This is a genomic window from Streptomyces morookaense, assembly GCF_013030945.1.
GTDB lineage: Bacteria > Actinomycetota > Actinomycetes > Streptomycetales > Streptomycetaceae > Streptomyces > Streptomyces morookaensis.
The window spans coordinates 145,837-164,332 of record NZ_JABBXF010000023.1 but is presented as its reverse complement, the minus strand read 5'-3'; the positions used below and the strand labels follow the sequence as shown (position 1 = coordinate 164,332).

General features: G+C 72.3%; 17 protein-coding genes. 10 read left to right on the top strand and 7 right to left on the bottom strand.

What is annotated here, in order from left to right:
• Window positions 1-114: 114 nt before the first annotated feature.
• Entirely contained in the window at window positions 115-477 is a 363-nt protein-coding gene (locus HG542_RS12315; protein ID WP_171080542.1) for a DUF952 domain-containing protein, read from the bottom strand.
• A gap of 61 nt (window positions 478-538) precedes the next feature.
• Between HG542_RS12315 and HG542_RS12310 the strand changes: the two genes are divergently transcribed.
• The 4 genes from HG542_RS12310 to der all read left to right on the top strand — a co-directional run bounded on the left by HG542_RS12310 (window position 539) and on the right by der (window position 4,595).
• Window positions 539-1,624 carry a prephenate dehydrogenase gene (locus HG542_RS12310; protein WP_171080540.1) on the top strand — a complete coding sequence of 362 codons (1,086 nt, stop codon included), beginning with the start codon at window positions 539-541 and terminating at the stop codon, window positions 1,622-1,624.
• Window positions 1,625-1,733: 109 nt separating this feature from the next.
• A complete protein-coding gene (gene cmk, locus HG542_RS12305) occupies window positions 1,734-2,435 on the top strand; it encodes a (d)CMP kinase (protein ID WP_171080538.1) in 702 nt (233 codons plus the stop codon).
• Window positions 2,396-3,073 carry a lysophospholipid acyltransferase family protein gene (locus tag HG542_RS12300; protein ID WP_373313218.1) on the top strand — a complete coding sequence of 226 codons (678 nt, stop codon included), beginning with the start codon at window positions 2,396-2,398 and terminating at the stop codon, window positions 3,071-3,073. The genes cmk and HG542_RS12300 overlap by 40 nt, the downstream gene beginning before the upstream one ends.
• Window positions 3,074-3,134: 61 nt before the next feature.
• Window positions 3,135-4,595, top strand: a complete 1,461-nt coding sequence (gene der / locus HG542_RS12295; RefSeq protein ID WP_171080536.1) for a ribosome biogenesis GTPase Der — start codon at window positions 3,135-3,137, stop codon at window positions 4,593-4,595.
• Window positions 4,596-4,640: 45 nt separating this feature from the next.
• Here der and HG542_RS12290 read toward each other — a convergent pair whose 3' ends face one another.
• A complete protein-coding gene (locus HG542_RS12290) occupies window positions 4,641-4,943 on the bottom strand; it encodes a hypothetical protein (RefSeq protein ID WP_229922874.1) in 303 nt (100 codons plus the stop codon).
• Between the two features lie 143 nt (window positions 4,944-5,086).
• Entirely contained in the window at window positions 5,087-5,866 is a 780-nt protein-coding gene (locus HG542_RS12285; RefSeq protein WP_171080534.1) for a DUF8842 C-terminal domain-containing protein, read from the bottom strand.
• 273 nt (window positions 5,867-6,139) lie between these two features.
• Here HG542_RS12285 and HG542_RS12280 point away from each other — a divergent pair, with 273 nt between their 5' ends.
• Both HG542_RS12280 and HG542_RS12275 read left to right on the top strand, forming a co-directional pair.
• Window positions 6,140-7,390: a glycosyltransferase family 4 protein gene (locus HG542_RS12280; RefSeq protein WP_171080532.1), complete on the top strand. Its 1,251-nt coding sequence runs from the start codon at window positions 6,140-6,142 to the stop codon at window positions 7,388-7,390.
• Entirely contained in the window at window positions 7,387-8,325 is a 939-nt protein-coding gene (locus tag HG542_RS12275; RefSeq protein ID WP_229922873.1) for a hypothetical protein, read from the top strand. Before HG542_RS12280 ends, HG542_RS12275 begins: the two co-directional genes overlap by 4 nt.
• 16 nt (window positions 8,326-8,341) lie before the next feature.
• Here HG542_RS12275 and ctaD read toward each other — a convergent pair whose 3' ends face one another.
• The gene (gene ctaD / locus HG542_RS12270) at window positions 8,342-10,030 is read right to left on the bottom strand and encodes an aa3-type cytochrome oxidase subunit I (RefSeq protein ID WP_171080530.1); all 1,689 of its coding nucleotides are present in this window, start codon (window positions 10,028-10,030) and stop codon (window positions 8,342-8,344) included.
• Window positions 10,031-10,515: 485 nt separating this feature from the next.
• On the opposite strand from ctaD, the gene HG542_RS12265 reads away from it, so the two are divergent.
• Window positions 10,516-10,731 (top strand): I78 family peptidase inhibitor, encoded by a 216-nt coding sequence (locus HG542_RS12265; RefSeq protein WP_171080528.1) that lies wholly within the window; start codon window positions 10,516-10,518, stop codon window positions 10,729-10,731.
• Between the two features lie 116 nt (window positions 10,732-10,847).
• Here HG542_RS12265 and HG542_RS12260 read toward each other — a convergent pair whose 3' ends face one another.
• Together HG542_RS12260 and HG542_RS12255 are read right to left on the bottom strand one after the other, a co-directional pair.
• On the bottom strand, window positions 10,848-11,825 hold the full coding sequence (locus HG542_RS12260; protein WP_171080527.1) for a phosphatase PAP2 family protein: 978 nt from the start codon (window positions 11,823-11,825) through the stop codon (window positions 10,848-10,850).
• A 295-nt stretch (window positions 11,826-12,120) separates the two neighbouring features.
• Window positions 12,121-13,317: a putative hexosyltransferase gene (locus HG542_RS12255; protein ID WP_373313217.1), complete on the bottom strand. Its 1,197-nt coding sequence runs from the start codon at window positions 13,315-13,317 to the stop codon at window positions 12,121-12,123.
• A 97-nt stretch (window positions 13,318-13,414) separates the two neighbouring features.
• Here HG542_RS12255 and HG542_RS12250 point away from each other — a divergent pair, with 97 nt between their 5' ends.
• Entirely contained in the window at window positions 13,415-15,004 is a 1,590-nt protein-coding gene (locus HG542_RS12250) for an MFS transporter (protein WP_171080526.1), read from the top strand.
• 145 nt (window positions 15,005-15,149) lie between these two features.
• Window positions 15,150-16,337 (top strand): acyl-CoA dehydrogenase family protein, encoded by a 1,188-nt coding sequence (locus HG542_RS12245; RefSeq protein ID WP_171080525.1) that lies wholly within the window; start codon window positions 15,150-15,152, stop codon window positions 16,335-16,337.
• 18 nt (window positions 16,338-16,355) lie between these two features.
• Here HG542_RS12245 and HG542_RS12240 read toward each other — a convergent pair whose 3' ends face one another.
• Window positions 16,356-16,793, bottom strand: coding sequence for a cell division protein SepF (locus tag HG542_RS12240; protein ID WP_171080524.1), 438 nt, complete (start codon window positions 16,791-16,793; stop codon window positions 16,356-16,358).
• A gap of 286 nt (window positions 16,794-17,079) precedes the next feature.
• Between HG542_RS12240 and HG542_RS12235 the strand changes: the two genes are divergently transcribed.
• Window positions 17,080-18,318 carry a DUF5685 family protein gene (locus tag HG542_RS12235; protein ID WP_171080573.1) on the top strand — a complete coding sequence of 413 codons (1,239 nt, stop codon included), beginning with the start codon at window positions 17,080-17,082 and terminating at the stop codon, window positions 18,316-18,318.
• Window positions 18,319-18,496 lie beyond the last annotated feature (178 nt).

Below are 18,496 nucleotides of genomic sequence, written 5' to 3'. Positions count from 1 at the left end.
GATGCGCGAGGTCGACCTCTAAAAGGCGATACCGGCGCCCCGTCCCCGCGCCCCGAAAGGGGCGCGGGGAACTGCGCGAGCAACCACATCCGGCCCGCAGCCGCAGAACGACGCCTAGGACCACACAGTGAGCCCCGTGGCCGCCCCGGTCGCGTCCCGCTGGATCTCCATCATCCCCTCCACCGCATCCCGCGTGATGCGCCCGTACACATGAGGGAACCGCGTCCCCGGCGCGACCCCCGGCGGCGGGGCCGGGTCCGCCGGCTCCCAGCGGACCATGACGTCGAGCTTGTGCTCGTCGATGAGCAGCGCCATCAGCGGTCCCGGCGTCTCCCGGTAGAAGGCCGAGGCCACGGCCAGCGTCGTGGCCTCGTCGGGGGAGCAGTGCACGAAGCCGTCGTCGGCCAGCGAGGCGGGGGAGTACGGGCGGTCGGGCAGCGCGAGCCAGTCGTCCAGGGGGACCACGTGATAGATCATGCCCTTCGTTGTACCGGACACCGCGCTCCCCGTCCCGCAGGGCGGCACTAGGCTGGGTCCGGTGAGAACAGCCCTCGTCATCGGCACCGGCCTGATCGGCACCTCCGCCGCCCTCGCCCTCGCGGCCCGCGGCGTCCACGTCCACCTCAGGGACCACGACCCCGCCCAGGCCCGTACCGCCGCCGCCCGCGGCGCCGGCACCGACCAGGAGCCGGACGGACCGGTCGACCTCGCCGTCGTCGCCGTGCCGCCCGCGCACGTCGCCACGACCCTGGCCGAGGCCATCCGCAGCGGGACCGCCCGCGCCTATCTCGACGTCGCCAGCGTCAAGGGCGGCCCGCGCCGCGAACTGGAGGCGCTCGGCTGCGACCTGTCCCGCTACCTGGGCACGCACCCCATGGCCGGGCGCGAGCGCTCCGGTCCCATGGCGGCCGGCGCCGACCTCTTCGAGGGCCGGCCCTGGGTGCTCACCCCCACCCACGAGACCGACACCGAGGTCCTCAACCTCGCCCTGGAACTCGTCGCCCACTGCCGGGCGGTGCCCGTGGTGATGGACGCCGACGCCCACGACCGGGCCGTCGCCCTCGTCTCGCACACCCCGCAGCTGCTCTCCAGCCTGGTCGCCGCCCGCCTGCAGGACGCGGACGAGACGGCCGTGCGGCTGTGCGGCCAGGGCGTCCGCGACGTGACCCGGATCGCCGCCTCCGACCCGCGGATGTGGATCGACATCCTCTCCGCCAACCCCGGCCCCGTGGCCGACATCCTCGCCGCCGTCGCCGCCGACCTGGACGGGACCGTACGGGCCCTGCGCGCCCTGGAGTCCGCCGACGAGGCCAAGCGCGGCGAGGGCGCGGAGGGCATCGAGGACGTGCTGCGCCGCGGCAACGCCGGCCGCTCGCGCGTCCCGGGCAAGCACGGTGCGGCCCCGGCGGTGTACGAGACGGTCACGGTGCTGATCGGCGACCAGCCGGGCGAGCTGGCCCGGATCTTCGCCGACGCGGGCCGGGCGGGCGTCAACATCGAGGACGTCCGTATCGAGCACGCCACCGGCCAGCAGGCCGGCCTGATCCAGCTGATGGTCGAGCCGGGCGCGGTCGCCGGGCTGGCCGCGACGCTGCGCGATCGCGGCTGGTCGGTGCGGCAGTAGGCGGCGGGGCAGCGGCTGCACGGGGCGGTCGGGCGAGCCAGTAACCTTGTGTGAGGCCCACAGCCCTCGAACGTTCTCCGTCCCGTGCACAAGGAAGGTGTCCAACACCGTGGAAACCGCCGCCCGGACCGCTCCGGCAGCCGTGATCGTCGGCATCGACGGCCCCTCCGGCACGGGCAAGTCCAGCACCTCAAAGGCCGTCGCCGCCAAGCTCGGCCTGCGCTACCTGGACACCGGCGCCCAGTACCGGGCGATCACCTGGTGGATGCTGAGCAACGGCATCGACGTGAACGATGCGCAGGCCGTCGCCGACGCCGCGGGCAAGCCCGAGATCGTCTCCGGCACGGACCCGTCCGCCCCCGCCATCACGGTCGACGGCGCGGACGCGTCCGGCCCGATCCGCACCCAGCAGGTCACCGCCGCGGTCAGCGCCGTCAGCGCGGTGCCCGAGGTGCGGACCAGGATGACGGAGCTGCAGCGGGCGATCGCCGCCGAGGCGCCGCACGGCATCGTCGTCGAGGGCCGGGACATCGGCACCACCGTCCTCCCGGACGCCGACGTCAAGATCTTCCTGACCGCCTCGGCCGAGGCCCGCGCCGCCCGCCGCAACGGCGAGCTGAAGGGCAAGGAGGCGGCCGACCTGGCCGCCACCCAGGCCGCCCTGGTCAAGCGCGACGCCGCCGACTCCGGCCGCAAGACGTCGCCGCTGGCCAAGGCGGACGACGCGATCGAGGTCGACACCACCGAGCTGACGCTGGACCAGGTCATCGAGTGCGTCGTCACCCTCATCGAGGAGAAGCGGTCGGCGTGACCGGGTCCGCATCCGGTGCCGCCGTCGGGCGGCGGATCGGCATCGGCCTGATGTACGGGCTGTGGAAGCCGCGTGTGCTGGGCGCCTGGCGGGTGCCCGCCGCGGGGCCCTGCATCCTGGCCGTCAACCACACCCACAACATTGACGGCCCGATGGTGATGGGCACGGCGCCCCGGCCGGTGCACTTCCTGATCAAGAAGGAAGCGTTCGTCGGCCCGCTGGACCCGTTCCTGCAGGGCATCGGCCAGCTCAAGGTGGACCGCTCGGGCACCGACCGCACCGCGGTCACCGGCGCGCTGGAGGTCCTGGAGCAGGGCGGCGTGCTGGGGATCTTCCCCGAGGGCAGCCGGGGCGAGGGCGACTTCGCCTCGCTGCGCGCGGGCCTGGCGTACTTCGCCGTACGCTCGGGCGCGCCGGTCGTGCCGGTGGCGGTGCTCGGCAGCGCCGAGCGCAAGGGCCGCGTCATACCGGGGCTGCCGCCGCTGCGCAGCCGCGTGGACGTGGTCTTCGGCGACCCCTTCGAGGCCGGCGACGGCAGCGGGCGGCGTACGCGCAAGGCGCTGGACGAGGCGACCGTGCGCATCCAGCAGCGGCTGAGCGCGCACCTGGCGGACGCCAGGCGCTGCACCGGGCGCTGAACGAGACTTAGTAGCGGGCCGTCAGGGTCCGCCGATGACGAAGAACTGAGGAACGGACTTCATGAACGACCAGATCCACACCGGCGACGAGCACGGTGAGCTTGGCGACGCCGAGTACGCGGAGTTCATGGAGCTCGCCGCCCAGGAAGGCTTCGACGCCGAGGAGGTCGAGAGCGAGCTCGCGGCCGCCGGGCACGGCCCGCTGCCGGTCCTCGCCGTCGTCGGCCGCCCCAACGTCGGCAAGTCGACGCTGGTGAACCGCATCATCGGCCGCCGCGAGGCCGTGGTCGAGGACCGCCCGGGCGTCACCCGCGACCGGGTCACCTACGAGGCCGAGTGGGCCGGCCGCCGCTTCAAGGTCGTCGACACCGGCGGCTGGGAGCAGGACGTCCTCGGCATCGACGCCTCCGTCGCCGCCCAGGCCGAGTACGCGATCGAGGCCGCCGACGCGGTCGTCTTCGTCGTGGACGCCACGGTCGGCGCCACCGACACCGACGAGGCCGTCGTCAAGCTGCTGCGCCGGGCCGGCAAGCCCGTCGTGCTGTGCGCCAACAAGGTCGACGGCCCGTCCGCCGAGGCCGACGCCGCCATGCTGTGGTCGCTCGGCCTCGGCGAGCCGATGCCGGTCTCCGCGCTGCACGGCCGCGGCACGGGCGACATGCTGGACGAGGTCCTCAAGGCGCTGCCCGAGGCCCCGGCCGCGACGTTCGGCGGCACCGTCGGCGGCCCGCGCCGCATCGCGCTGATCGGCCGCCCGAACGTGGGCAAGTCGTCGCTGCTGAACAAGGTGGCGGGCGAGGAGCGCGTCGTCGTCAACGAGCTGGCCGGCACCACCCGCGACCCGGTCGACGAGCTGATCGAACTGGGCGGCACCACCTGGAAGTTCGTGGACACCGCGGGCATCCGCAAGCGCGTCCACCTCCAGGAGGGCGCGGACTACTACGCCTCCCTGCGCACCGCCGCCGCGGTCGAGAAGGCCGAGGTCGCCGTCATCCTGATCGATGCCAGCGAGACCATCAGCGTCCAGGACCAGCGCATCATCACCATGGCCGTCGAGGCCGGCCGGGCGATGGTCATCGCCTTCAACAAGTGGGACACGCTCGACGAGGAGCGCCGCTACTACCTCGAGCGCGAGATCGAGACCGAGCTCCAGCAGATCGCCTGGGCGCCGCGGGTCAACGTCTCGGCGCGCACCGGCCGGCACATGGAGAAGCTGGTCCCGGCGATCGAGACCGCGCTGGCGGGCTGGGAGACGCGTGTGCCGACCGGCCGCCTGAACGCCTTCCTCGGCGAGCTCGTCTCCGCGCACCCGCACCCGATCCGCGGCGGCAAGCAGCCGCGCATCCTCTTCGGCACCCAGGCGGGCACCAAGCCGCCGCGCTTCGTCCTCTTCGCCTCCGGCTTCCTGGAGGCGGGCTACCGCCGCTTCGTCGAGCGCCGCCTGCGCGAGGAGTTCGGCTTCGAGGGCACGCCGATCCACCTGTCGGTTCGGGTGCGCGAGAAGCGGTCGAAGAAGAAGTAGCAGCCGTTTTCCGCGCCCCGGTCAGGGGCGCGGGACTGCCGCAGGCTAGAAATTGCGCCGCGGCGCGGGCGGCAACGCCGGCAGTGGACTGCCGCTGCGCTGCCGGCCGTAGTACGAATCCCAGGCCGGGTTGTACCCGGACGACTGCCCCTGATACGCCCCCGCGTACGGCTGGGCATAGCCGCCGGGCGATGGCGCACCGAAGCCCTTGAACTTCAGTTCCTCCTCCCCGGCGCGGTCGCCGGGCAGCGTCCGGAAGGACCGGCGGTACTCGGAGCAGAGAGCGTCGTAGATCGGGGTGACCGAGCCGGGGTGACTCTCCGGGGAGGCATCGCGGGGTGGCCGCATGCCGGGGATGTAGTTCGGATACGAGGTCCGGGACACGGGTTCGTATGAGTACACATCCCTGCCAACGACTCCGGAGCCGCGGGGATGCGGCCCGGGACGGGAATGCCCCGCCGGGGTGGTGTGCGCCGGGCGCGCACCGTCGGTCAGGTGCCCGCGAGCGGCATGCTCGCGCCGACCAGCCGTCCGCCCGCCGCGGCCCGGTCCAGGGCCTCGCGGAGCAGGTCCTCGCGGGGCTGCGCACCGATCGTCCCGGAGGGGGAGCAGAGGACCAGGACGCGGCGCTGCTTGTTGACGGCGGCGCGCCACTCGGGGGCCACCTCCATCGGCTGGTGCGCCTGCCACCACGCCACGGCGGCGCTGGTGCCGGGGCCCGGCTGGAGGATCGCGTGCAGCTGGCCCATGGCGAGCAGCACGGACCAGCCCCCGATCGGCTCCGGCACCCGGTCCATGGCCGGGACGTCCTTGAAGCCCTGCTCGCGCAGCAGGTCGAGGAAGACGTCCACGGGCCCGGTGGTGCCGGGGCGGGCGATCGGGCCCAGCGGCTCGACGACCAGCGCGGGGTGGACGTCCCCGTCGACCAGGACCAGGCCGCTGGTCACGCCCAGCTCGGCCTGCAGCGGCACCTCCGGCGCCGGCTGCCCGCCCTCGCCGGCGGTGATGGACTTCACGGCGCCCTGGAGCTGCTCCTCGGAGACCGGCACCACCTGGGAGGGGATGCAGGCCGCGTGCGCGAAGGCCAGCACCGCCGTCTCCTCGCCGACGAACAGCACCGTGCTGGTGCGCTCGCGGTCGATGTCGCCCGGGGTGCGGCAGGAGGTGCAGTCGTACACACCCGGGGCGCTGTCGCCGCCGAGCAGTCGGTCCGCCTCTTCGTCGCCGATCTCGGCGCGTACTTCGTCGCTGACATCGAGCATGCGCGGCACGGGGAGCTCCTCGAACTTGGTGCGGGCAAAACGGTGGTGCAGCTGTGGTGCATGGGGTGCGTGGTGCCGGGCTCTTCCCGGCCCACAAGAAGACAACGGACGATCCGTGGCCGGGGTCACGGCCCGGAAAAGTTCCCGTCCCCGCTACCGATTCGCCAACGCTCGGACAACGAGTTGACGATCACAGCCAACCCTGCGGCACCGGCCACGGTCTAACCTTCAGGAGGCGGGTCATCGGGTGATGACCGCGGCACACCGGCTGCATGGGGACGAATGCACATCTCATTCCTGATTCACAACGCGTACGGGATCGGCGGCACCATCCGCACCACGTACAACCTCGCGAGCACCCTCGCCGAGCAGCACGACGTGGAGATCGTCTCCGTCTTCCGCCACCGTGACGAGCCGATGCTGGCCCCCGGCGGCAAGGTCCGCCTGCGGCACCTGGTGGACCTGCGCAAGGACAGCCCGGAGTACGCGGGCGAGCTTCCCGGGTACGCCGTCCCGGCCTCCGTCTTCCCCGCCGCCGAGGGCCGCTACCAGCAGTACAGCGCGCTGACCGACGAGCGGATCGCCCGGCATCTGCGCGGCCTGGACTGCGACGTGGTCGTGGGCACCCGGCCCGGCCTCAACGTGCACATCGCCCAGCAGGCCCGGCGCGGTCCGGTCCGGGTGGGCCAGGAGCACCTGACGCTGGGCACCCACAGCGGTCCGCTGAAGCTGGCGTTGCGCACCCACTACCCGCGGCTGGACGCGGTCACCACCGTGACCGAGGCCGACGCGCGCACCTACCGCAAGCTCATGAGGCTCCCCGGGGTGCGGATCGAGGCGGTGCCCAACGGCGTTCCGGCACCGGCCCTGGAGCCCGCGGACGGCACCGGCAAGTGGGTGATCGCGGCCGGCCGGCTGGCTCCGGCGAAACGGTACGACGTGCTGATTCGTTCCTTCGCCAAGGTGGCCGCCGAGCGTCCCGACTGGCGCCTGCGGATCTACGGGGCCGGCGCGGAGCGCGCCAAGCTGCGGGCTCTGATCGACAAGCTCGGCCTCTACAACCACGTCTTCCTCATGGGCCCCGCCAACCCCCTGGACCCCGAGTGGGTCAAGGGCTCCGTCGCCGCCTGCACCTCCAGCCTGGAGTCGTTCGGCATGACCATCGTCGAGGCGATGCGCTGCGGCCTCCCCGTGGTCTCCACCGACTGCCCGCACGGCCCCGGCGAGATCATCACCGACGGGACCGACGGTCTGCTGGTGCCCGTCGGCAAGCCGGACGCCATCGCGGCCGGGCTGCTGAAGCTGATCGACGACGACGAACTGCGGCGCCGCATGGGCCGGGAGGCGCTGAAGAACGCGGCCCGGTTCGACCCCGCGCACATCGCCGAGCGCTACGAGGCCCTCTTCACCGATCTGACCGGCCGCGGCGCCCTGCGGGGCTCGCTGCACCGGACCCGGGGATCCCTCCTCAGCAGCGCGTTCAAGACCAGGGACGCGAGCCGCGCCGCCTTCCGACGGGTGCGTGCCGCATGACCCCTTCCACCGTGCCCGCCGACGCCGCCGGTCCCGGCGGCTCCACCACCCCCGAGGAGTGCACCATCGTGTCTGCCCCTCCCATGGCCTTCGGCATGGGGAACCCCACTGCCGACTGCATCGCGGACTCCGCGGGCGGACTCACCTTCGACCTCGACGCCCCGGGCCTCTCCGAAGCCTGCGCCCAGTGGTCCGCGGCGCTCGTCCTGCGCCGCCGGGGCGGCGACGACGAGTCCGGTGAGGTCCGTCTGCCGCTCACGCCCAACGGCGACGGCCGGGTGCGCGCCGTCCTGCCGAGCACCGTCGCCCTCCCGGAGGGCCGCTGGGACGTCCACGCGGCCTGCGGCGAGGACGCCCCGCGGCGGCTGGTGCCGGGCCTGGCCGACCTGCGCTCCCTGGTCGACCGCAGACCCGGGCCCAGCACCTCGCCGCTCGCGGTCCGCATCCCGTACGCGACCAAGCACGGCAACCTCTCGCTGCGCAGCTGGCTGCGCTCCCCGCACGCCGAGGCAGGGGACCTCCTCCTGGACCCCTCGGGCCTCACCGGCCACGGCACCCTGTACCGCGTCGGCGACCCGGAGGCCTGGCTGAAGGACGCCGTGGTGGAGGCGCGGCTGCGCCGTGACAGCGATGTCATGCGCACCGCACCCGTCACCGCCGACGGCCCGGACTTCACCTTCACCCTCCCCTTCGCCGGCCTGTGCGAGGAGTGGCAGGGCGGCCTGGACGTCTGGGACCTGTGGCTGCGCCCGGCCGAGGGCGCCGCGGCCCGGCTCGCCCGCATCCTCGACGACGTCGCCGACAAGAAACAGATATTCACCTACCCCGCCCAGGAAGTCGACGCCACGTACGCCCCTGCCCGGGTGAGCCCGTACTACACCGTCGACAACGACCTTTCCGTACGGATCGACGAGCGGCCCCCCACCGCCCGCTGACCTCGGCGACGGCCCGTCAGGCGCCGGCCGGGCCCGGCTCGGCCGGGGCCGCCGGTGCCTTCTCGTGGCGGACCGTCTCCGGGTGGTGCAGGTCGAAGGCCGGCGACTCGGAGCGGATACGGGGCAGGGTGAGGAAGTTGTGCCGCGGCGGTGGGCAGGAGGTCGCCCACTCCAGCGAACGGCCGTAGCCCCAGGGGTCGTCGACCTCGACCTTCCTGCCGTACTTCGCGGTCTTCCAGACGTTGTAGAAGAACGGCAGCGTCGACAGGCCCAGCAGGAACGCGCCGATCGTGGACACCGTGTTGAGCATGGTGAAGCCGTCCGCCGCCAGGTAGTCGGCGTAACGGCGCGGCATGCCCTCGGCGCCCAGCCAGTGCTGGACGAGGAACGTGAGGTGGAAGCCGGTGAACAGGGTCCAGAAGTGGATCTTCCCCAGCCGGTCGTCCAGCAGCTTGCCCGTGAACTTGGGCCACCAGAAGTAGAAGCCCGCGAACATCGCGAACACCACCGTCCCGAACACCACGTAGTGGAAGTGCGCCACGACGAAGTAGGTGTCCGTCACATGGAAGTCCAGCGGCGGCGAGGCCAGGATCACACCGGTGAGCCCGCCGAAGAGGAAGCTCACCAGGAAGCCCACCGACCACAGCATCGGCGACTCGAAGGACAGCGAGCCCTGCCACATGGTGCCGATCCAGTTGAAGAACTTCACGCCCGTCGGCACCGCGATGAGGAAGGACATGAAGGAGAAGAAGGGCAGCAGCACCGCACCCGTGGCGAACATGTGGTGCGCCCAGACCACCACGGACAGCGCGGTGATGGCCATGGTCGCGCCGATCAGCATCACGTAGCCGAAGATCGGCTTGCGGGAGAAGACCGGGATGATCTCGGTGATGATGCCGAAGAACGGCAGCGCGATGATGTAGACCTCGGGATGCCCGAAGAACCAGAACAGGTGCTGCCACAGCAGCGCCCCGCCGTTCGCCGATTCGAAGACCACCGCACCGAACCGCCGGTCCGCCTCCAGGACGAGCAGGGCCGCGGCCAGGACCGGGAAGGCCATCAGGATCAGGATCGAGGTGAACAGGACGTTCCAGGTGAAGACCGGCATCCGGAACATCGTCATGCCGGGCGCGCGCATCCCGATGATGGTGGTCAGGAAGTTCACGGCGCCCAGGATCGTCCCGAAGCCCGACAGCGCCAGGCCCAGGATCCACATGTCGCTGCCGATCCCCGGCGAGCGCGCCGCGCTGCTCAGCGGGGCGTAGGCGGTCCAGCCGAAGGCGGCGCCGCCCTCGGGCATCAGCAGGCTGCTCACCACGATCAGACCGCCGAACAGGTACATCCAGTACGAGAGCATGTTGAGCCGGGGGAACGCCACGTCCGGCGAGCCGATCTGCAGCGGCATGATCTCGTTGGCGAACCCCGCGAAGGCCGGGGTGGCGAAGAGCAGCAGCATGATCGTGCCGTGGGCGGTGAACGCCTCGTTGAACTGTTCGTTGGTGAGGAACTGCAGCCCGGGACGGGCCAGTTCGGCTCGCATCAGCATGGCGAGCAGCCCGGCGACCAGGAAGAAGGCGAACGAGGTGATCAGGTAGAGATGCCCGATCTTCTTGTGGTCGGTGGTGGTCAGCCAGTCGACGACGACGGCGCCGGGCCGGCGCTCCCGGGCCGGCGCGGTCTCCGCCTGCGCGGTGTCGGTCCCCATCCGTGCCCCCTCGCTTCGCTCTCGGCTCGTACGGCCTGTCGTGCACATGGGCTCTCCCGGGCACCAGCCATGATGCTCGTCCGCCGCCCGGCGCGCGAGGGTGCCTCCGCCGGCCGTTCGTCAATCGCGCGTGGTGCGGGGTCCCCCAAGAGGCTGGAACTTTATATTCCGTATGTGCCGGAAGTGTGCGGGACGTCGTCCCCGAATTCCTGACGGTGCATAACGGGACGGCCGCGGTGCCGAGAATTCCCGGTGCGGTGCGCGGAGTTGCCGGGGGTATTCGGAAAAGGTGTGGTGAATTTCCCCGGGGTTGATTACGGAGGCGTTGCCGGGGGTGCGGAATTGCCGTACGGAGCCTGCTGGGCCGGGGTAAACCGGTGCGAGCCCTCTGTGACAGAAGTGTGACCAGTGGCGGACCCGATCCGGACGGCAGCGTGCCCGGCCCCCGCTTCCCCCGCCGCCCGGAGGCCCCTACGGTGGCTGTCATGGCGCCTCTACCGCAGCTTCCCCCCGACCCCGACGACGCCCTCGACGACTACGTGGGACTCGACGCCGACACGGCCGCCGGGCGGGCTCGCGCCCATGGCTGGACGACGGTGCGGGCGTTGCCGCCCGGGGTGGTCATCACCATGGAGTACCTGGTGGGGCGGCTCAACTTCGAGGTGGTCGACGGCACGGTGCGGCGCTGCTGGAAGGGGTAGCCCGGTACTACGACTGCGGGCCGTCCGTGGCTGGTCGCGCAGTTCCCCGCGCCCCTTCGGGGCGCGGGAATGCCGATGGCGGCGGTCCGAGGACCGCCGCCATCCGTGCGTTCTGCCTAGCTCACCGTGCGGCCGCCCAGCGGTGTCGTGCGCTGTGCGCGGTCCGGGTGCGGCGGGCGGCGGCTGCCGGTCGGGGTGACCGGCGTGCGCTCGGAGCGGACCGTGTGCGTCCGCTGCGGCAGGTGCGGGCGTCCGCCCGCCCGGCTCCCGGCGCCCACCGGCTCCAGCACCGGCGTCTCGTCGTCCGCCGGGGAGCGCGGCGCGCCCAGCGGGACGGGCGCGACGGCCGTGGCCGGCACCGGGGCGCGGCGGTCGCGCAGCCGCCGCCACTGGGCCAGCAGCCAGGCATCGGTGCGCGCCATGGGCGCCTCGAACCAGGGCAGCACCAGCAGGATCATCAGGCCCGCGGTCCAGCCGAGGGTCACGTCGCTCATCCAGTGCGTGCCCAGGTACACCGTCGTCATGCCGACGCCCAGCGCCAGCAGCGCGGCGGCCACCGAGGCGATCCGGCGGGTGCGCGGAGTGGTGGCCAGGTAGGCGAGCACGCCCCAGGTCACCACGGCGTTCGCGGTGTGGCCCGAGGGGAATATGTCGCCGCCGGCGAACATCTCGTTGGAGCCGACGTGGGTCGCGTAGTGCGGCCCCAGCCGTCCCATCCCTATCTTCGCCGCGCCCACCGTGGCGTTGAGCAGGAGCAGCGAGACGCCCAGCACGAGCAGCGGACGCAGGGTCTTCTGCTTGTAGGCGCACCAGCCCAGCCAGGCGGCCACCGCCACGGCGGTGGGACCGCGCTGGCCCAGCACCACGAAGTAGTCGAGGAAGGCGTGGATCTCCGGCCACTGCTTGTACGGCCGGAAGAGCATGACCTGCCAGTCGAACCGCACCGGCCAGGAGTTGGTGAGCACGCCGACCACGATCGCCGCGTAGACCACGGAGGTCGCCGCGAGGATCCCCACGCGGGCGCGGGTCATCCGCGGGCGCGGGGGCTCGGTCCGGCGCTCCTGCGCGGGCAGGAGCTCGTCATTGGTACGCACTCAATCGACGTTACATTGCGTGACGGCGAGGCTTGGCCGATCGGGCCGCTTTGTGATGACGATGTGATGTGGAATGCGTCTCAATCCTGACCTCCGGCATGTTTGAATCCGCCGGATAAGGGCCGCATAAAATGCGGGCAGGAAAAAAGCCGCCGGGCGGTGTCCGGCGGCTTACAGGGCAATTCCCCGTGCGTTCCGCGGTGTTCGCCGGCTTGTGGCCGTCGCGTTCCGCGGTGTTTGCGGGCGGCCTCCGCGGCCCGTCCCGGGAAAGCCCCCGGGAACGCCCGATAATCGATCATGGCGGGCCGGAGCCGTGCAGCCAGAACGCCCCGTAGACCGCCGACGCCAGCGCCACCGTCCCCACCGTCGCCGCCGCCCGCACCGTGCGCAGCCGCGCCACGGCCGCCGCGAGGGGCAGCAGCAGCGGGAACGCCGGCAGCATCAGGCGGGGCTTGGAGCCGAAGTACCCCTTCGCGGTCAGGGCGAGCAGCAGCACCACGCCCCCGTAGACCAGCAGCGGCAGCGGCTGGCGGCGCCGCACCCCGGCCGCGTACAGCCACAGCACCAGCGCGACGCCGGTGAGCAGCGCGAGCCCGCCCGCGAACCCCGGCCCGTCCAGCAGCCCGCCCATGAACCGGCCGAACGCCAGCCCGCCGTCGAAGCCGTTGCCCCAGCCGCCCTGTACATCGAGATAGCCGGTCACGCTGCCCGTCCGCACCCCGACCCAGGCCACGTAGCCGAGCCAGCCCAGCGGGGCCAGCGCCGCCCCGAGCAGCATCCGGCGTCTGTCGGACCGGGGCTCCCGGCGCCACAGCAGCACCGCCGCGGTGATCCACACGGCCGCCACCGCCGCCGCCCCCACCGGCCGGGTCAGCCCGGCCAGCGCCGCGAGCGAACCCGCCCACACCCAGCGGCCGGTGAGCACGCAGTACACGCTCCACGCCGCCAGCGCCGTGAACAGCGACTCCGAGTACGCCATCGACTGCACGATCCCGACCGGCAGTGCCGCCCACAGCGCCGCGAGCGCGATGCCCGCCCGCCGTCCGTGGCACAGCTCGCCGATCGCGAACAGGGCCCCCGCCGCGCACAGCGACGCGACCGCGCTCACCACCAGCCCGGCCTCGCCCGCCGAGAGCGGCGACACCGCCGACAGGCCCCGCTCCAGCCACGGCAGCAGTGGGAAGAACGCCAGGTCGGAGTGGACCCGGCCGCCGCTCAGATGCAGCGTGTACCCGTAGCCGTGCTCGGCGATCCGCGCGTACCAGAGCGAGTCCCAGCGGGCCGACAGCAGGGTGAGCGGGTCCTTCCCGTCGGACAGTCCCCACAGTGCGAGCACCACGATCCCCAGGGCCCGCACCCCCGCGTACACCAGCAGCGCCGGGGCGGCCCGGCGCAGCACCCCCGGCACGGCCGCACGGCCGCGCAGCGGGCCGCCGTACACGGCGGCGGGGGTGCCGGTGCGTATGCCGGAGGGGGAAACGAGATCAGTCACCCGACCGATTGTCCCAGCCGCGCGACGTGAGACGGGCCACGTGCGCACGGGCGGGACTCGCGTACTCTGTCGACTCGCACGACACGGAGGTGTGTGAATGTCCGGGACGACCACCGCCGACCCCCGGCGGTCCTCGGGCGTTCCCCGGCAGCGCTCCCGGCGGGACCGGCTGCCGCACAGCGGGAACGGAAGCGGCGCGAGCCGCTGGACCGTGCTCGTCGTGCTCTGCGTCAGCCTGCTGCTCGTCGCCGTCGACGCCACCGTGCTGCACGTTGCGGTCCCGGCCGTCACCGAGGACCTGCGCCCCGGTGCGATCCAGCTGCTCTGGATCGTCGACGTCTACCCGCTCGTCTGCGCCTCGCTGCTGATCCTCTTCGGCACGCTCGGCGACCGGGTCGGGCGGCGCCGGGTGCTGCTGCTCGGCTACGGGCTGTTCGGCGTGGCCTCCGCCCTGGCCGCCTTCGCCGGCACCGCGGAAGTCCTGATCGCCGCGCGGGCGCTGCTCGGCGCCGGCGGCGCGATGATCATGCCTGCGACGCTCTCCATCCTCCGGCAGGTCTTCCCCGACCGCCGGGAACGGGCCCTGGCCATCGGCATCTGGAGCGCGGTCGCCGCGATAGGCGCGGCGGTCGGGCCGCTGCTCGGCGGCTTCCTGCTGGAGCACTTCTGGTGGGGCTCGGTCTTCCTCATCAACCTGCCGCTCATGGCGGTCAGCCTGCCCGTCGGGCGGTGGCTGCTGCCCGAGTCGACCGGCGACCGCAATGGGCCGTGGGACGTGCTCGGCGCACTCATGGCGGCCTGTGGGCTGTTCGGCCTGGTCTTCGGGGTGAAACGGATCGGCACCGCCGAGCCGCTGTCGCTGGGCACGCTGGTGCCCGCGGCGCTGGGGGCCGCGCTGCTCGTCCTCTTCGTCCGGCGGCAGCGCCGCCGTACCCACCCGCTGGTCGACCTCGCGATGTTCGGCCGCCCGGCGTTCGGCACGTCCGTCGGCTGCATCGTGCTGGCCATGCTCGCCCTCGTCGGCCTGGAGCTGGTGGCCGCGCAGTACCTGCAGCTCGTGCTGGGCCTCACTCCGCTGCGGACCGGGCTGCGGCTGCTGCCGTTGACGCTGGCCGCCATGGCCGCGGGACTCGTGGGTTCCCGGGTGCTGCACCGCGTCGGGCCGCGGGTGATGGTGGCGTCGGGCTTCGCCCTGACGGCCGTGGCGGTGCTGTCCCTCACCGCTCTGGGCAGCCAGGACCGGCCGGCCCTGATGGTCGTGTGCTTCGTCCTGCTCGGATTCGGCCTGGAGACCACGCTGTTCGGGGCCTACGAATCGATGCTCAGCGAGGCTCCTGCGGAGTGCGCGGGCGGGGCGGCGGCGATCGGGGAGACGTCGTACCAGCTGGGCGCGGGCATCGGCATCGCGCTGCTGGGCAGCGTGATGAATGCGGCGTACGCGCCGGGAGTTGCGGCGGTGCCGGGTGTTCCGAGTGCGGCGGGGGCCGCGGCCGGTCACTCCGTGGGGGAGGCGTACGAAGTCGCCGACCGGCTCGGCGGCCCGGCCGGTGCCGCGCTGCGGGTGGCGGCGCGGGATGCGTTTGTGCACGGTCTGCACGTGACGTTGGCGGTGAGTGCAGGACTGCTCCTCGCGGGAGGCCTGGCGGCGCTGCGGCTGCCGCGCTCGGCGGATTCGGCTCCCGCCTAGGGGCGCGGCGCCCCGTAAGCGCCCCTGACGGGGCGCCATGGTCGCGCCCACGCGGCGGAGCCGCAAATGACAACAGCCCCGCGCCCCTTACGGGGCGCAAGACGGCACTGGACGTGCCGGGTTACTCAGCCGTAACGTCGGACGCATGTCCACTCGCGCCCTTCCCCCCTTCGATCCCCGTGATCCGCTCGGGATCGACGACCTCCTCTCCGACGAGGACCGCGCCATCCGGGACGCCGTCAGGCAATGGGCGGCCGACCGCGTGCTGCCCCACGTCGCGGAGTGGTACGAGCGCGGCGAGCTCCCCGTCATCCGTGAACTCGCCCGCGAGCTGGGCGCACTCGGTGCCCTCGGGATGCAGCTCGACGGGTACGGGTGCGCGGGCGCCACCGCCGTCCAGTACGGGCTGGCCTGCCTGGAACTGGAGGCCGCCGATTCCGGCATCCGTTCCCTCGTCTCCGTGCAGGGCTCCCTCGCGATGTACGCGATCCACCGCTTCGGCTCGGAGGAGCAACGGCAGCGCTGGCTGCCGGAGATGGCGTCCGGCCAGGTCATCGGCTGCTTCGGGCTCACCGAGCCCGACCACGGGTCGGACCCGTCCGGCATGCGCACCCACGCCCGGCGCGACGGCGGCGACTGGGTGCTCACCGGCCGCAAGATGTGGATCACCAATGGCTCGGTCGCCGGGGTGGCCGTCGTCTGGGCGCAGACCGACGAGGGCATCAGGGGCTTCGTCGTCCCGGCCGACAGCCCCGGCTTCTCGGCGCCGGAGATCCGGCACAAGTGGTCGCTGCGCGCGTCCGTCACCAGCGAACTGGTCCTGGACGACGTGCGGCTGCCCGCCGACGCCCTCCTGCCGGAGGCGATCGGGCTGCGCGGTCCGCTCAGTTGTCTGAGCCACGCCCGCTACGGCATCGTCTGGGGCTCCATGGGCGCCGCGCGTACGTGCTTCGAAGCGGCGCTCGACTACGCAGGCGCGCGCGAGCAGTTCGGCAGACCGATCGCCGGATTCCAGCTGACGCAGGCCAAGCTGGCCGACATGGCGGTCGAGCTGCACAAGGGGATCCTGCTCGCGCACCACCTGGGCCGGCGGATGGACGCGGGCCGGCTGCGGCCGGAGCAGGTGAGCTTCGGGAAGCTCAACAACGTACGCGAGGCGATCGAGATCTGCCGCGCCGCGCGCACGGTCATGGGCGCCAACGGGATCTCGCTCGAGTACCCCGTGATGCGGCACGCCACGAACCTGGAGTCGGTGCTCACCTACGAGGGCACCGTCGAAATGCACCAGTTGGTGCTGGGCAAGGCGCTCACCGGCCTCGATGCGTTCCGGTGAGCACCAGCAGCAGAGTGCCTAGCTCTGGTTGAAGAACCCCCCGCGCCGCCCCACCGGCTCCCCGTTGACCACCTGGTAGTCGGCGGGGGTGAGCAGGAACACCCGGGTGGCCACACGCTCGATGGAGCCGCGCAGGCCGAACGTCAGACCGGCCGCGAAGTCCACGACGCGCTTGGCGTCGTTGGGCTCCATGGCGGTGAGGTTGACGATGACCGGGACGCCCTCGCGGAAGAGTTCGCCGATGCCACGGGCGTCCCGGAAACCGTCCGGGGTGACCGTGGCGATCCGGGTGCCCTGCTCCTGGGCGACCTCGTCGGCCACCCGCACCTTGGGGTTGGTGACCCAGGAGTCTCCGGGCTCGGGCCCCTCGGCGTACTCGTCGTCGTAGTAGCGCTCGTCATCGCTGTTGTCGTCGACGAGGCCAAGCCACGCACTCGCCTTGCGCACCGATCCCATGGACGCCTCCTCTCACACGCGGTGTGTTCCGCCCGCCCCTCTATGGTCGTCCATGATGCGGATGATGTGCCAAGTGGATGGCCGCCGGGCGAGGATTTCGTGACGCATCTGGTGCAAAGCGGTTGGCGGTGCGTCAGAAACTCCCGATGTCGGCCTTAGGCGCTGGACCTGGGCATATGCGGTGTAGTCGGGGGACGGGCGGGCCCCGGCCCGGTGTTCTGCCCCGGTGATTAGGATGCCCGGGCACATCGGCACCACACACGTCGCCACACCACGGGGGCACATTTTGTTCGGGATCATCAGGCCGTGCAGGCACCGCTTGTCCGAGGCGATGCGGACGGAGTGGACGGCCCATCTCTGCGGCCTCTGCCTGGCGTTGAAGGGGGATCACGGGCAAATGGCCCGGATCGCCACGAACTATGACGGACTGGTCATATCCGTGCTGGTGGAGGCACAGTCGCCGCGTACCGGGAAGGGGGCCGGCGCCTGGCGCCGCACGGCCGGTCCGTGTGCGCTGCGCGGCATGCGCAGCGCGTCCGTGGCGCACGGCGAGGGCGCCCGGCTGGCCGCGTCCGTCTCGCTCGTGCTGGCCTCGGCGAAGATGCGTGACCATGTCGCCGACCGCGACGGGCTGTTGGCGCGGCGTCCGGTCGCGGCCGCGGCCCGCCGGATGGCGGCCCGGTGGGACAGGGCCGGGGCGCGGACCGGATCGGAACTCGGCTTCGACACGGCTGTTCTGGTGGACGCGGTCGAACGGCAGTCGGGCATCGAGGCGCTGGCCGGTGCCGGCACGCCGCTGCTGATGGTGACCGAGCCGACCGAGACGGCGACCGCAGCCGCCTTCGGCTACACGGCCGTTCTGGCCGGGAGGCCCGCCAACAAGGCACCGCTGGAGGAGGCCGGCCGGCTCTTCGGCCGGCTCGCGCACCTGCTGGACGCCGTCGAGGACCTGGCCGAGGACGCGCGTACGGGCGCGTGGAACCCGGTGACCGCGACCGGCACGGACCTGGTGGAGGTGCGGCGGCTGTGCGACGACGCGGTACACGGCGTGCGGCTGGCGCTGCGCGAGGCCGACTTCGGGAGCAAGGCACAGGGACGGCTGGCGCACGTGCTGCTGGTCCACGAGCTGGAGCGGGCCGTGGACCGGGCGTTCGGCGGCGGCAACACCTGTGGACATGACGGGCATTCAGGGCAAAAACCTCATTCCGAGCAGCAGGCGTCCTTCGGTCCGCCGCCGGTCATGCCGCCCCCCGCCCCGCCGGAGCCGCCCCGCCGCGGGCCGCAGCGGGATCTGCTGCCGGGGTGCCTGGTGTGGACGGGGCTGTTCTGCACGTGCCAGGTGTGCTGCAGGGACCCCTACACCGACCCGTGGACGGGTCTGCCGCGAGAGGGGTGGTGCTACAAGTGCGACTGCTGCGACTCCTGTGACGGTTGCGGGGGTTGTGGTGACTGCTGCAACTGCTGTGAATGCTGCAGCAATTGTGGTGATGGGTGTGACTGCGACTGCAGTTGCTGTGATTGCTGATGCGACTTGTGACTGCTGAGCACTGAGGGGAGTGCAGCGCCGGGGTCCGACGACCCCGGCCGCAAAAGGCGAAGGCAGCGCGACGGGGAATCCTCAACCCGTACAGGACGCCGACCACACCCGGCCGAAGTCGATGTGGCTGCGCGTCACCAGCCGCTGCGTCGATGCCATGCCTCCA